Source organism: Sphingobium sp. VMM, from assembly GCF_056790315.1.
The window spans coordinates 428,781-443,001 of the sequence record NZ_JBXGSI010000001.1; the positions used below are offsets into that span (position 1 = coordinate 428,781).

Annotated in this window: 11 protein-coding genes; 3 read left to right on the forward strand and 8 right to left on the reverse strand. The window is 64.7% G+C overall.

Annotated features, from left to right (window positions below; all coding sequences use genetic code 11):
• Positions 1–8: 8 nt before the first annotated feature.
• From ACUCV3_RS02210 to lepB, 4 genes are all read right to left on the reverse strand, one after another.
• On the reverse strand, positions 9–1,508 hold the full coding sequence (locus ACUCV3_RS02210) for an ABC1 kinase family protein (RefSeq protein WP_482240349.1): 1,500 nt from the start codon (positions 1,506–1,508) through the stop codon (positions 9–11).
• 53 nt (positions 1,509–1,561) lie between these two features.
• A complete protein-coding gene (era, locus tag ACUCV3_RS02215) occupies positions 1,562–2,470 on the reverse strand; it encodes a GTPase Era (protein WP_017499591.1) in 909 nt (302 codons plus the stop codon).
• Between the two features lie 73 nt (positions 2,471–2,543).
• On the reverse strand, positions 2,544–3,224 hold the full coding sequence (gene rnc / locus ACUCV3_RS02220; RefSeq protein WP_279727967.1) for a ribonuclease III: 681 nt from the start codon (positions 3,222–3,224) through the stop codon (positions 2,544–2,546).
• The gene (gene lepB, locus ACUCV3_RS02225) at positions 3,224–4,048 is read right to left on the reverse strand and encodes a signal peptidase I (RefSeq protein ID WP_125985982.1); all 825 of its coding nucleotides are present in this window, start codon (positions 4,046–4,048) and stop codon (positions 3,224–3,226) included. Before lepB ends, rnc begins: the two co-directional genes overlap by 1 nt.
• A gap of 189 nt (positions 4,049–4,237) precedes the next feature.
• Here lepB and pgi point away from each other — a divergent pair, with 189 nt between their 5' ends.
• Both pgi and gor read left to right on the forward strand, forming a co-directional pair.
• A complete protein-coding gene (pgi, locus tag ACUCV3_RS02230; protein ID WP_279727968.1) occupies positions 4,238–5,737 on the forward strand; it encodes a glucose-6-phosphate isomerase in 1,500 nt (499 codons plus the stop codon).
• A gap of 151 nt (positions 5,738–5,888) precedes the next feature.
• Entirely contained in the window at positions 5,889–7,235 is a 1,347-nt protein-coding gene (gene gor / locus ACUCV3_RS02235) for a glutathione-disulfide reductase (protein ID WP_010337904.1), read from the forward strand.
• Between the two features lie 83 nt (positions 7,236–7,318).
• Here gor and ACUCV3_RS02240 read toward each other — a convergent pair whose 3' ends face one another.
• Both ACUCV3_RS02240 and ACUCV3_RS02245 read right to left on the reverse strand, forming a co-directional pair.
• On the reverse strand, positions 7,319–8,053 hold the full coding sequence (locus tag ACUCV3_RS02240; RefSeq protein ID WP_279727970.1) for a 2OG-Fe dioxygenase family protein: 735 nt from the start codon (positions 8,051–8,053) through the stop codon (positions 7,319–7,321).
• A gap of 167 nt (positions 8,054–8,220) precedes the next feature.
• Positions 8,221–9,006: an SDR family NAD(P)-dependent oxidoreductase gene (locus tag ACUCV3_RS02245; RefSeq protein ID WP_482240350.1), complete on the reverse strand. Its 786-nt coding sequence runs from the start codon at positions 9,004–9,006 to the stop codon at positions 8,221–8,223.
• Between the two features lie 101 nt (positions 9,007–9,107).
• Between ACUCV3_RS02245 and ACUCV3_RS02250 the strand changes: the two genes are divergently transcribed.
• Positions 9,108–10,004: a LysR family transcriptional regulator gene (locus tag ACUCV3_RS02250; RefSeq protein ID WP_279727972.1), complete on the forward strand. Its 897-nt coding sequence runs from the start codon at positions 9,108–9,110 to the stop codon at positions 10,002–10,004.
• Positions 10,005–10,040: 36 nt separating this feature from the next.
• Here the strand turns inward: ACUCV3_RS02250 and ACUCV3_RS02255 are convergent, their stop codons facing one another.
• Positions 10,041–12,497, reverse strand: a complete 2,457-nt coding sequence (locus ACUCV3_RS02255; protein WP_482240351.1) for a TonB-dependent receptor — start codon at positions 12,495–12,497, stop codon at positions 10,041–10,043.
• A gap of 245 nt (positions 12,498–12,742) precedes the next feature.
• Complete coding sequence (locus ACUCV3_RS02260) at positions 12,743–14,158, reverse strand: helix-turn-helix domain-containing protein (protein WP_010338815.1); 1,416 nt, start codon at positions 14,156–14,158, stop codon at positions 12,743–12,745.
• Positions 14,159–14,221 lie beyond the last annotated feature (63 nt).

Below are 14,221 nucleotides of genomic sequence, written 5' to 3' on the forward strand. Positions count from 1 at the left end.
CTGCGGGGCTAGCCCCAATGATGGGCGGCAGCGATCAGGGTGCCGGCGGCCAGGATGGCGGCGGCGATCCATTTCGCGCCATTGTCGGGCGGTGATGGCGTGGCGGGCGTCGTGCCTGCCTCCAGCCGGCGCGTCAGCGCGCGCAGCAGGCGCGGGGCGTCGTCGGCGATGCGCGAGAGTTCGAGCAGCAGGGCAACGGTCTTTTCCGGGGCATGGGCGGCCGCGACCTGGTTCATCACCAGCCGGCCGCGCGCCTTCTGCAGTGCCAGCGACAGGTCGAAGCCGGGCTGGATCGCGCCCAGCACCCCGTCCATCGTGATCAGCGCCTTGAAGATGAGGGCGAGGTCGGGCGGCAGCACCAGCCCCTCCTTGCGCAGCAGCGGGAAGAAGTCGGCGACCATGCGGGTGAGGACCAGCGGGCCGCTGCCATGGCGCGCGACCAGTTGCTCGGCGGCGTCCAGCACCCGGCCGGGATCGGGCGCGCTGGCCTTTGACCAAAGCAGCAGCGTTTCGGCCAGGGTGCGGGCGTCGCCGGAGCGCAGCGAGAGGATGAAGGAGAGGAATTCCTGCCGCCGCCGCGCGCTGACATGGCCGATCAGGCCAAGATCGAGCAAGGCGAGCCGGTCGCCGGGCAGGCAGAGCAGGTTGCCGGGGTGCGGATCGCCATGGAAACGGCCATGGACCAGCACCATGTCGAGCACCAGCGCGGCACCGAGGTCGGCGATCGCGACCGGATCGATGCCGGCTGTGCGCAAGGCGTCGCCGTCGCGCGGCGGCACCCCGTCGATATAGTCCATCACCAGCACGGTTTCCGCGCAATAGGTCCAGTGGATCGCCGGGATGACCACGGCCGGGTTGTCGGCCAGATCGTCGCGCAGCCGGTCCGCATTGCGGCCTTCCTGGGTGAAATCCAGTTCCTCCAGCACGGTATCGAGCAATTGCTGCACCAGTGCCTGCGGCTGGAAACGGCGCGCCTCGCGGCTGCTCGCTTCGACGATGCCGGCCAGATGGGTGATGAGGCGCAGATCCGCCTCCATCGCCTTGCGGATGCCAGGGCGACGGATCTTGACTACCACCTCCTGCCCGTCGGTCAGCGTGGCGCGATGGACCTGTGCCATGGAGGCGGCGGCGAGCGGGGCCGTGTCGAAGCGGGCAAAGGCTGTCTCGACGGGCTCACCAAGCACCGCTTCGAGGCGCGGGCGAAGCTGGTCGAAGGGCAGGGTCGGCGCGTCGCTGTGCAGCTTGCCGAATTCGGCGATCCACGCCTCGGGCAGCAGATCCTGCCGGGTGGCGAGGATCTGGCCGAGCTTCACATAGGTCGGGCCGAGCGCTTCCATCGCCTGCCGGGTGCGGCGGGGCAGGTCGGGAGGATCGGCGGCGGCGCTGTCATCGCCTTTCGCCAGCCCCAGCCGGGCCAGCAGCATGTCGAGGCCGAAGCGGGTCGCGACGCTGGTAATCTCGGCCAGTCGTGCGCGATCCCGCGTGGCCACCATGATGGTCCTGAGCATGATCGCTCAACGACTGGGGTGGCGATTATGTTTCGCTTGTGCAGCGACGTGGATCAGTCGACCCAGTCGAGGCCGATATCGCGATAGATGAAGCGGTCTTCTTCCCAGTCTTCCTTCACCTTGACATGGAGGTAGAGGTGGACCTTGACGCCCAGGAGGTTGGCCAGTTCGGCGCGCGCCTTGGACCCGATTTCCTTGAGGCGCTGGCCACCCTTGCCCAGCACGATCGCGCGCTGGCTGGAGCGGCCGACCAGGATCTGCTGGTGGATTTCGACCGAACCGTCATCGCGCTCCTTATACTGCTCGGTATCGACCGCCGCGGCATAGGGAAGTTCGGCGTGGAGCTGGTGATACAGCTGTTCGCGGGTGATTTCGGCCGCCAGCATGCGATCGGTCGCATCCGACACCTGATCCTCGGGGAAATGCCACGGCCCTTCGGGCATGGCGTTCGCAAAGGCGGTCTTGAGTTCGGGCAGGCCGTCGCCAGTCGCGGCAGAGACGAAGAAGGTCTCCTCGAACTCCAGTTCCTCATAGAGGCGCTGGGTATGGACCAGCAGCTTCTCCTTGACCGCGATGTCGACCTTGTTGAGCACCAGCCATTTGCGTTCCGGCCGGGCTTTCAGCGCAGCGATGATCGGCTCCATCTTGGCGCCAAGGCCCGCCTTACCATCGACCAGCAGGACGATCAGGTCGGCGCCCTGCGCGCCGCCCCAGGCGGCCTGCACCATCGCGCGATCGAGGCGGCGACGCGGCGCGAAGATGCCGGGCGTGTCGACCAGCACCATCTGCGCGTCGCCCTCGATCGCGACGCCCATGACGCGGGTGCGGGTGGTCTGCGCCTTGGGGCTGGTGATCGCCACCTTCTGCCCGACAAGCGCATTTACCAGCGTCGACTTGCCGGCATTGGGGGCGCCGACGATGGCGATGACGCCACAGCGCTGATTTTCAAACTCGATGGTCAATCACATGCTCCGTTCGCTCCACGCCAATGCGCGGAGACGTCTTCCTAAACCAAAATGAATGTTGGGGACAGGCTTAGCCCGCCAATTGCTCCAGCAGGGCTTTCGCGGCGGCGGTTTCGGCTTCCTGCTTGGAGCCGCCGGTGGCGCTCGCCTCGCCCGCGCCCTTGATCGAGACGGTGACGGTGAAGCGCAGCGCATGGTGCGGCCCCGACCGGTCCGTCATCACATATTCGGGCGGCTTGCGCTTGTTCGACGCGGCCCATTCCTGCAGCGCCGACTTGGGGTGACGCGGCGCGGCGGTCTGGGTATCGACCCGGTCGCCCCACAGGCGGCGGACCAATGTGCGCGCCTCGTCCAGTCCGGCCTCCAGATAGAGGGCGCCGATCAGCGCCTCCATCACGTCGCCCAGCACATTGTCGCTGTCGGCGGCGCCATCGTCGCGGGCCTGCTTGCCCAGCACCAGATGGGTGGGCACGCCGGCGGCGCGCGCGACCTGCGCACAGGTTTCGCCCGAGACCAGCGCGTTGAAACGACGCGACAGCTTGCCTTCCGGTTCGGCCGGGAAGCGGGCATAGAGCCATTCGGCGATCAGCAGCCCCAGGATGCGGTCGCCTAGAAATTCCAGCCGCTCGTAATTTTCCGCCTTGGCGCTGCCATGGGTCAGCGCCTGTTCGAAGGCAGCGGGGTTGATCGGCGCGCGGCCGATCAGTGCGACCAGCCAGGCTGCGGTATCAGGCCTGTGCGAAGCCACCATCAAAAGCCTTCCCCGATCCGGCTCCAGCGCGCGGCGGTGAACCAGGTCCAGGGCAGCAGCCAGTTGGCGCTGCCGTCGGTCGAGAAGACGGAAACAAGTGCCTTGCCGACCAGATTTTCCTCGGGGACGAGGCCGATGCCGCCGCCTTCGACCGCAGGGAAGCGGCTGTCAGCGCTGCGATCGCGATTGTCGCCCATCATGAAGAGATGGCCTTGCGGTACCAGCACGGTGTCACGGTCATCGGCGGCGCCATCGGGCACCAGGTCGAGGACATTGTAGCTTTTGCCACCCGGCAGCGTCTCACGATATTGCGGATAGCGGCACTGCTTGCCACCGCCCGGCGCGGCCTGTTCGAATTCGGGGCGATAGCAGGGGGAGGGGCTGCCTTCCTTCTGTGCGGCATCTTCCATGTTGGGCGTCACCGGAATGACGAGGTCGGCGACCTTCTGCTTCGGGATCGCCTGGCCATTCAAATAGACGGTGCCGCCCCGAACCGAGATCATGTCGCCCGGCAGGCCGATCACCCGCTTGATATAGTCGTTCTTCTGGCTGGGCGGCGCCTTGAACACCACCACGTCGCCGCGCTGCGGCGTCGAGGCGAAGATGCGGCCGGGGATCAGCGGCACCGAAAAGGGCAGCGAATAGCGCGAATAGCCATAGGGCCATTTGGCAACCAGCAGATAGTCGCCGATCAGCAGCCGCGGCTGCATCGATTCCGAGGGGATGTTGAAGGGCGAGACGATGAAGCTGCGCAGGACGAAGACGAACACCGCCAGCTTGGCGAGGAACCAGATGAAGTCCCGCGTTTCCGATTTTGCGCTCATGTCTGCCTAATGTTCCTTCAAGATCGTGCCGCGCTGCGACGTGTCACTGCGGCCTGTCGCGGCTTTTGCGGGGTCGCCCGCGCCGCGTCAAGCGCGTGGACGATGCAATGCGTGCCGCTTTTGGATAAGGAGAGGAAGAATCGACCGGTGCAGCGTCGATATCGACCAACGACCAAGAGGATCTCCCGCATGTCCAGTCCCGCACTGGCGGCCCTTGCCGCCCTGCCTCAAGCTGAACTCAAGACCATCTTCGAGAGTGATCCCGACCGCCTGTCCAAGCTGGTGCTGAGCCATGGGCCGCTGCGCTTCGACTGGTCCAAGACGCATCTGACCGACGATCTGGTCGACGGCTTCCTGAAGCTGGCGCAGGAACAGGATTTCACCGGCCGGCGCGAGGCGCTGTTCGCCGGCGAGGCGGTCAACAATACCGAAGGGCGCGCCGCCGAGCACATGGCCCAGCGCGGCGTCGGCAATGCCGACAGCGTGGCGCTGGCCAAGGTGCTGCACAATCGCACCCGCGCGCTGATTGACGCGATCGAGGCGGAGGCGCTCGGCCCGATCCGCCACATCCTGCATATCGGCATCGGCGGGTCGGCGCTCGGCCCCGACCTGATCGTCGATGCGCTGGGCGGCGACGGCATGCGCTATGATGTCGCGATCGTCTCCAATGTCGATGGCACGGCGCTCGAAAAGGCGATGGACGCCTTCGACCCCGACGCCACGCTGATCGCGATCGCGTCCAAGACCTTCACCACCAGCGAAACCATGCTGAACGCGGCGAGCGCGATCAACTGGATGGTCGAGGCGGGTGTCGATGACCCTTATGGCAAGATCATCGCGCTGACCGCCGCGCCGGAAAAGGCGATGGAATGGGGCGTCGACGAGACCCGCATCCTGCCCTTCCCCGAAAGCGTGGGCGGCCGCTATTCCCTCTGGTCGTCGATCGGCTTCCCCGCCGCACTGGCGCTGGGCTGGGACGCGTTCGAAAGCCTGCTGGAAGGCGCGGCGGCGATGGACCGCCATTTCCAGCTCACTGATCCGCGCGAAAATACCCCGCTGATCGCCGCCTTCGTCGATCAATATTATGCCCGCGTGCTGGGCTGCGAGACCCGCGCCCTGTTCGCCTATGACGAGCGGCTGGCGCTGCTGCCCTCCTATCTCCAGCAGCTGGAGATGGAGAGCAATGGCAAGTCGGTGAAGCTGGACGGCTCGCCGGTCGATGGGCCGACCGCGCCGATCACCTGGGGCGGCGTGGGCACCGATGCGCAGCATGCGGTGTTCCAGCTGCTGCACCAGGGCACGATCCTGACCCCGGTCGAGTTCATCGCCTCGATCGAGCCGGGCAATGCGCTCGACCCGGCGCATCATCGCGCGCTGCTGGTCAATTGCTTCGCCCAGGGCGCGGCGCTGATGCGCGGCAAGGACAATGAAGATCCCGCCCGCGCCTATGCCGGCAACCGCCCGTCGACCACCATCCTGATGGATGATGTGAACCCGGAGGCGCTGGGCGCGCTGATCGCCTTCTACGAGCATCGCACCTTCGCCAATGCCGTGCTGATGGGGATCAATCCCTATGATCAGTTCGGCGTCGAGCTGGGCAAGGAGATCGCCAAGTCGATCGAGGCCAATGGCCCGACCGGCTTCGACCCCTCGACCATGGCGCTGATCGAGATCGCTTTGGGCGAATAAGGCAATAACGACCGTTCGTTTCGGGCGATGTCGGGAAATGCTTCTCGACAGGCTCAAAGCGAACGGAAGTTGCAGCCAAAATTCCCATTTGTAACTGCGCCGTCCAGCCGCCATATCCGCCGCCAAGATGGTGCGCCGAGCGGAGACTGGCATGAGCGATTATGATTTCGACCTTTTCGTCATCGGCGCAGGATCGGGCGGGGTGCGCGCGTCGCGCGTCGCTGCCGCGCATGGCGCCAAGGTCGCGGTGGCCGAGGAATTTCGCGTCGGCGGCACCTGCGTCATCCGCGGCTGTGTGCCCAAGAAGCTGCTCATCTATGGCGCACATTTCGCCGAGGATCTGAAAGACGCCCGCCGCTTCGGCTGGAATGTGCCGGACTGCGGCTTTGAATGGGCGACGCTGCGCGACAATGTGCTGGCCGATGTCGACCGGCTCGAAGGACTCTACACCAACACCCTCAACAGCCATAAGGTCGAGCTGATCGCCGAGCGGGTGACGGTGACCGGGCCGCACAGCGTGAAGCTCGCCAGCGGACGCGAGGTGACGGCCAAGGTCATCCTGGTCGCGACCGGCGCCTGGCCGCTGATCCCCGAGGTGGAGGGCGCCGAACATGGCATCACTTCCAACGAGGTGTTCCATCTGGACGAATGCCCCAAGCGCATCGTCATCGTCGGCGGCGGCTATATCGCCAATGAATTTGCTGGCATATTCCACCAGTTCGGCAGCCATGTGACGATGGTCAACCGGGGCGGCACGCTGCTGCGCGGCTATGACGAGCAGATCCGCGACCGCCTGCTCCAGATTTCGACGATGAAGGGGATTAATTTCCGCTTCAATGCGCAGATGGAGAAGATCGAGAAGAAGGAGGATGGCACCTTGTGCGTCCACTTCAAGAATGGCGATCCGGTCGCGGCCGATATCGTGCTGTTCGCCACCGGCCGCCGCCCGCACACCGATGGTCTGGGGCTGGAGAATGCCGGCGTCGAGATCGACGACAAGGGCGCGATCAAGGTCGACGAATATAGCCGCACCAGTTGCGAGAGCATCTATGCGGTGGGCGACGTCACCGACCGGCTGCAACTGACCCCGGTGGCGATCCGCGAGGGCCATGCCTTTGCCGACACCGTGTTCGGCAACAATCCGCGCACCGTCGACTATAGCTGCGTGCCGTCGGCCGTGTTCAGCCATCCGCCGCTGGCTGGCGTCGGCCTGACCGAAGCGCAGGCCAAGAATAAATATGGCACCGTGAAGGTCTACACCTCCGACTTCCGGCCGATGAAGAATGTGCTGGCCGGGCGCGACGAGCGGGCGCTCTACAAGATGGTCGTCGACGCGACCACCAACAAGGTGGTGGGCCTGCACATGATCGGCCCGGATGCGCCGGAAATCCTGCAGGCAGCTGCCGTCGCGGTGAAGGCGGGCCTCACCAAGCAGGATTTCGACGATACCGTGGCGCTGCACCCCAGCATGGCTGAAGAGCTGGTGCTGCTGAAATAATCCTCCCCGCTTGCGGGGAGGGGGACCGCTGGCGAAGCCAGGGGTGGAGGGGGCGTGCCGTCGGCCAGCCCCCTCCGTCATCGCTACGCGATGCCACCTCCCCGTGCCGGGGAGGATTGAAAGGTAATCACCAGCGCGTCGCGCCAGGCAGGCTGGGCGGGATCGACGGCGTGGATTTCGGTTACGCCGTGGAAGATGCGATGATCGTCGATCAGCATCGCGTCGCCCGGCTGGGCCAGGGTGAATTCGCCCATCGGCGTGCCATCGGCGGCGCCGATGCGGGTGACTCCCTCGCGCACGTTGCGGCGCTCGACCAGCATCACGAAGACCCGATCGACGCCGTCGCGGTGCATGCCCTCGGGCGTGGGGCGGCCAAGCTCCCCCGGCTTCGCCTCAATGCGGAATTGGTGCATCTCGACATGCCAGTCGCCCGATGATGCCGGATCGAAATGGCCAGCGCAAAAGGCTAGCAGCGCCTGCGTCACCGGCAGCGCGATCGTCGCGTCCTCGACCGGATCGAACCAGCGCTGCACGTCGCCGTTCAGCGGATTATAGTCGCGGCTCTGATAATGGGGCTGGTGCGGCTGGCGGCTGAACTGTCCAGCGGCGCAGCGAAAGGTGGCGTGGCGGCGGCGGCGATAGCGGCCGCCATCGGCCATGAAGAGGTCGGGGCCAAGATCGTCCCAGCTGCGGGCAAAGGGCGCCCATTCGGCCGCGCCGATTTCCAGCTGGCGCAGCAGGCCGGCGCCGGCCAGGCGGGCATAGCCATCCTGTTCCAGCGCCTGGTCGATGGTGGGCAGGCAGTCCGTATCGCTCATTTCCATCCTCATAGGCAGAGGAGGAAACAAGCGACAGGGCCAGTTGCCACAAGCAGGATTGTGATGACGCCGGCCACAAACCTCCGTTCGTTTCGAGCGTGTCGAGAAACGTCATGCTCTACGCTTCTCGACTGGGCTCGAAGCGAACGGGGCCAGGTGCTTGACGGTCAGTAGATGGTGGGCACCATGCCCCCCTCGACCTTGACCGCTGCGCCGTTGGTGGCGGCGGCCAGCGGGCTGGCGAGATAGGCGGTCATCGCGCCGACCTCATCGGCTTCGATCAGCCGCTTGATCAGCGAGAGCGGGCGCAGCTTGGTGAAGAATTCGGCTTCGCGCTCGGCTTCGGACGCTTCCTTGTTCTCGACCACCGAGCGGATGAACTCGACGATCCCTTCCGACCGCGTCGGGCCGGGCAGCACCGAATTGACGGTGACGCCGGTGCCGCGCGTATGTTCGGCCAGGCCCCGCGAAATGGCGAGCTGGGCCGACTTGGTCATGCCATAATGGATCATCTCGGCGGGCGGCAGCAGGCCGCTTTCGCTAGCGATGAACAGGATGCGGCCCCAGTTCTTGGCCAGCATCTTCGGGAAATAATGGCGGGCGAGGCGGGCGCCGCTCACCACATTGACCTCGAACAGATGATGCCAGTCCGCGTCCGTGATGTCGGTGAAATCCTTGGCCTCGTAGATGCCGAGATTATTGACGAGGATGTCGATGTCCGGGACGGCGGCGATCAGCGCGTCGGCGCCCGCGGCGGTGGCGGGATCGGCCAGGACCGGGCGGATGGCGCCGGCCTGCGAAAGCTCGGCGGCGGCAGCGTCCAGCTTGGCCTGGTTGCGGCCGGTGATGACGACCTCGACCCCTTCCTCAGCCAGGCGCTTGGCGATGGCGAAGCCGATGCCGGCGGTCGATCCGGTGACGAGGGCGGTCTTGCCCGAAAGCTGAAGATCCATGATGAATTCCTCTGAAAGTGACAGCGAAGTTGACATCAAGATAGACTGTTTATCATTGATGATTAGATTGCACTTTCGCATTTCAGAAGTGATTCAAAATCATGGATAACCGGTTTGGCGATATCGAAACCTTTCTGATGGTGGCGGGCGAGGGCAGTCTGGCGGCCGCTGCCAAGGCGCTGCGTCTGACGCCATCGGCGGTCAGCCGGTCGATCGCCCGGCTGGAGCAGCGGCTGGGCGTCACATTGTTGCGGAGAACCACCCGCGCGCTGGCGCTCACGCCGGAAGGCGTTACCTATCGCGACCGGATGGCAGTGCTGCTGGGCGACATGATGGCGCTGGAGGCAGGACTGGGCGAGGATCGGACCGGGCCGCGCGGGCTGCTGCGGATCAACGCTTCGCCCTCCTTCGGCATCGAATGTCTGATCCCGATCCTGCCCGGCTTCCGTGACCTCTATCCGGCGGTGACGGTGGACCTGACCCTGTCCGACACGATCGTCGATCTGGTCGAGGAGCGGGCCGATATCGCCATCCGCATCGGCCCGCTGCGCGATACCAGCCTGCGGGCGAAGAAGCTGGGCCATAGCGCGATGGTGCTGGTGGCGAGCCCGGCCTATCTCGCCCGGCGCGGAACGCCGCAGACGCCGGACGATCTGGACGATCATGACTGCCTGCGCTTCAGCTTCCGCCGCTCGATCGACGGCTGGCCGTTCCGCATCGGCGGAAAGCTGGTCCAGCGACCGGTGCAGGGCAGCTTCTACGGCAATTCCGGGGAGGTGGTGCGCCAGATGGCGGTCGCTGGCGGCGGCATCGCCCGGCACGGCCATTTCCATGTCGCGAGCGACATCAGGGCGGGACGCCTGGTCGAAGTGCTGGCCGACTATAATCCCGGCGATGGCGAGGACATTCACGCCCTCTATGCCGCAGAAGATCGCACGGCGGCGCGGGTGCGCGCTTTTCTCGACTATCTGGACGGGGCGATGCCCGTGGTGGGCTGAAGGGGCACCCGCCGATGCCGGCGCCCCTTCGTCCGGTCAGAAGGCCACGACCATCGACCCGCTGATCGCGCGGGGCGAGCCGAGATAGGCGGTGGTGGCGGTGCTGGTGAGGCCGGTGCCCGAATAGCCGATATAGACCTTGTCGAACAGGTTGGTGACGTTGAGCTGGAAGAAGGTCTTCTTGAGGCCCCATTGCTCCAGCGAGAAGCGGGCGTCGAGATCGACCAGCGTATAGCCGGGAAGCTTCACCGTGTTGATGTCGTTGACATAGCGTTCGCCGGTCCGCTTGATCTGAAGGCCGAGGTCGACCGGGCCGAGCGTGCCCTGGATGCGGCTGCCCAGCGTGTAGACAGGCGCGCCGGCCTCGCGCTTGCCGGCGGTCGCGGCATAGGTGGTCGCGCCGGTCTGGACGTCGTCCTTGATCTCCGACTTGAGGTAGGAGCCGAAGACGTAGAGCATCAGATCCTTGACGGGGCGCACCGCGACGCTGCCATCGACGCCATATTTGTCGACGCGGCCGAGGTTGCGGGTCACGCTGCAATCGCAATCGGCGTCATAGGCGGTCGCCAGGCGGTTGTTGTAGCGGGTGTACCACCCCGACAGCTGCGCCTGGACGATGCCCGACTGATAGCGCACGCCAAGGTCGAATGCGTCGGAGGTTTCCGGCTTGGGATTGCCCGAGCTGGAGCCTTCGTCGAAATAAAGCGCCCCATAGAGGGCGTCGGTGCCGGGCACGGACAGGTTCTTGGCATAGCTGGTGAAAACGCTGGCCTTGCTGGTGAACTTGTAGGTGACGCCAAGGTTCGGCAGCAGCTTGTTATAGTCGAACTTGCGCGACTGCGGCGCGGCATAGGCGCTGTTGGCGGCAAGCTGGGCATCGATGCCGGCTTGGGTCGTCGGGCAGTTGACGTTGCCCGATGCGTCGGTGGTGACGCAATATTGATTGAGGTCGCGGCTGAAGAAGGGCATGCGCGCGCCCAGCAGCAGGATGACCTGATCGTCGAGATAGGAACCGCGATATTCGCCCGAAATCTGGTTCAGCGTCGCATAGGATAGCCGGTTGCGCTTCTGTACGACATTGCCGTCGGCATCGACGATCGGATTGTTGATCGGGAAGACGTCGACCGGATCGCCATTGGCCTCCAGATAGCCGGCCTCGCCGGTCTGGCGATGGCGGGCGCGGTCATAGGTGTAGGACAGGCGCAGGCGGTTGTCGGGGTCGATATCGTAGGACAGGTTGGCAATCACGCCATAGCGCTTGGTCACGGTCTGGCTGGGTGAGAGGACGCGGACGAAATCCTGCGTGTCGCCATCGCCATTCAGGTCCACGCCGCCGACATAATAATATTGGGTCGAGCTGCTGGTGGCGGTGTTGCGGCTGTCCTTGAGATAATAGCCGCCCGTATTGCCGTCGGCGCTGGCGCCTTCATAGGCATAGGATGTGCCGCCGCCATTGGCCTTGGTATATTGGAAGCTGGGATCGACCGTCAGCGTGAGGCCGTTCGCCAGGGTGAAGCGCGAATTGAGCCGGACATTGCCGGTGTTGGACGGGTTGTAGCGCCGCTCGAACGCCGAACCGCAGCTATTGGCATAATCCGTGACGCCGGTCTGCGGCGTGTCCACGGTGCAGGTCGCGGTGTCGTAGAAGCGGCCGTCGGTCGTGCCGGGGAAGGTCGCGGTGGTATAGGTCGAACCGTTGAAGGTGTTGCGGTTCTGGTTGTAATGGCCCGCCAGCGCGATGAAGTCGCCATTGCTGCCGATCGGCTGGTAGAGCTTGCCATTATATTGCTGCTTATCGACGCCGCCATAATTGGTGTAGGTCGACTTGTTGGTCGCGCGCGAGGCGGAGAACCAGGCCTTGGTGCCGAAGGGCGTGAAGACGCCGGTCTGGAACATGCCGAAGATGCGGTGATAGGCGCGATCATCGTCATTGCCGCGGGCGACGATATTGCCATAGCTGGCGCTGATCATCGCGCCCATCTCGTCTGATGGCATCAGCGAGCGGATGTTGATCGTGCCGCCGGCGGCCGAGGCGGTCGGGCTGTCGACATCGGTCGAGCCCAGGCTGACGGTCGCCGCTTCGATGATTTCCGGATCGAGCTGCTGGTTGGTGTAGAGCGCATAATTGCCCGAGTCATTGAGCGGAATGCCGTCGATCGTCTGCGACACGCGGTCGGAACTGAAGCCGCGCACGGTGAAGCTGCCGCCCAGCGATCCCCACGGGTCCTGGTTGGAGAAGCTGACGCCGGGCACCAGGTTCAGCGTTTCGTTGATCGCCTGGCCGGGGCGCTGGCGGGCGATGATTTCCTGGTCGAGCGTGACCTTGGCCTTGGGCGTCTCCGGGATCTTGACGCCGCCGACGCTCTGGTCGCCCTGCGCGCCGGTGACGATGATGCTGTCCTCGAAATCCTGCGAGCCGGTCGATTGCGCAAGCGCGATCGCCGGCGCAGCCGCCACGACCAGCGCGGCGCTGCACATCAATAGCTGTTTCATTGACCCGAAATCCCTTTTTACCATGTGCGACAAGGGTGCCGATTATCTGTTCTGGCACCGAGCTGTCCGTGACAGTCTCGCCCTGCAACTGGGATTTCGCTATGACAATTTTGTTAAAAGTGACACGACATATAAGTGAATTATATTTCAATATGCTGCATGATCTTCATCATTGAAGATGAATATTGAAATGTAAAAGTAACTATGAATTTCGTTTCGTATTTTAGTGTCGTTATTACTTCGTGTCAGCCGATCCAGTAGGGCACGATCTGGCGATTGTCGGGGTCGACATGGATCGGACGGTCGGCGGGCGGGAAGGCGCGCTGGTCGCAGCTCTGGCGCGAGCAGAGACGGCAGGTGATGCCGATCGGCGTCGCGGCGCCTTCCTCCTGCAGATGCAGGCCGTCGGCATAGACGAAATTGGCCGCATGGGCGACCTCGCAGCCCAGCACCACGGCGAAGCGGCGCGGGGTGCGCTTGTAGCTGCCGGACGGCTTCACCAGCCCCTTGGCCATCGAGACATAGCGCACGCCGTCTGGGGTCTCGCCAAGCTGCACATTGATGCGGTCGGGCACGGCGACGGCCTCATGCACGTTCCACAGCGGGCAGGCGCCGCCGAAGCGGGCGAATTGCAGGCGGGTAGCGCTGTGGCGCTTGGTGATGTTGCCGGCCATGTCGACCCGGCAGAAGAAGAAGGGGATGCCGCGCAGGCCCGGCCGCTGCAGCGTGGACAGGCGGTGGCAAGCCTGTTCGAAGCTGACGCCGAAGGTGCGGGCCAGTCGGTCGATATCATGGCGCATCGTCCGCGCCGCCTCGCGGAAGGGGGCGTAGGGCATCAGCAGCGCGCCGGCGGCATAATTGCCAAGTCCGATCGCGAGTAGCCGGTCGGCGCCGGTCACGGGCAGGCCGGCCTTGCGCACCACATCGGCGATCACCGCCTGTCCCTCCAGCATCATCAACTGGTGCGCCAGCATGAACTTGCGGCTTTCGGTCGGCAGGGCGGCGTTGATGAACAATTGCCGGTCGGCGGCACGATAGGCGCGCAGCGCGCTGTCGGGCGTTTCGGCGATCAGCGTCTCGATGCCGTGGCGGCGGGCCAGCGCCTCGACCAGCATCCCTTCGTCCAGCACCTGGCCCTGGGCAAAGCTTTCGGCCATCTCCTCGGCCAGGCAGTCGAGGCTATGGACATAATTGCCGGCCTCATGAAACCAGTCGCGCGCCGCTTCCCAGGGCAGGCGGGCCTGCACCTCATGATCGTTGGCGATCGCCTCCTCGATCATGTTGATCCGCTCATTGGCGCGCATATGGGCGTTGTAGAGATCGACATAGCGAGCCGCGAACTCGGGAAATTGCAGATGCAGCTTCTCGATCCGTTCCGGTTCCAGCGCCGGGCCGGGCAGTTCGGGATGGGACAGGGCAAAGGCGAAGGCGCCCAGCAGCTGCTCGTCCTCGCGGCTGTCGAAACTGGCCCAGTCGGTGGGAAAGGCGTTGGCGAGCGCGGCCTTGACCTTGGCGGTCAACGGGCGGTCGTCATTTTCCATTTGGCTCAGATAGGATACGGATATGCCCAGTGCCTGCGCCATCGTCGCCTGGTCCATGCGATGGTCCAGGCGCAGCTGGCGCAGGCGTGGACCTGCGAATATACGATTGCCGCGTGCCATAATCCTTACCCTAATTTGCGAAGTCGCGATTTGCAAATTGGCAAATTTACATTTGCGAACTTC